General features: G+C 58.9%; 1 pseudogene. It reads left to right on the top strand.

Going from position 1 to position 282, the window contains the following annotated elements:
* Window positions 1-181: pseudogene (locus AAEZ09_RS28060) on the top strand (protein kinase); the annotation flags it as partial.
* Between the last annotated feature and the right edge of the window lie 101 nt (window positions 182-282).

Raw genomic sequence — 282 nt, 5'->3', positions numbered from 1 at the left:
GAAACGCATAGAATCACGCGCTTTCGGTTGTCTGCTGGAAGAGTTACTGCAACGCTGCCCAGACCTCGAAAACGACGCGCGCCGGCACACTCTGCTCAAGCTACAGAACCAGTGCATGTCCGAGCAGCCGGAACGCCGCCCAAACTTCAGCCAAATCCACACTACTCTCGCCGCGCTCTGACGCGCCTTCCGGAGCGACTCCTGCAATGACCTCACCCGAAGCAGACGAAGAACGCACGCCATATCCCAAGCCCTATACAGAGGTGCCCATCGATCAGGACC

It is taken from the genome of Pseudomonas sp. 65/3-MNA-CIBAN-0223 (assembly GCF_040310425.1).
Lineage (GTDB): Bacteria > Pseudomonadota > Gammaproteobacteria > Pseudomonadales > Pseudomonadaceae > Aquipseudomonas > Aquipseudomonas gregormendelii.
The sequence above is the reverse complement of the archived record's forward strand: the minus strand, read 5'-3'. Positions and strand labels throughout refer to the sequence as shown.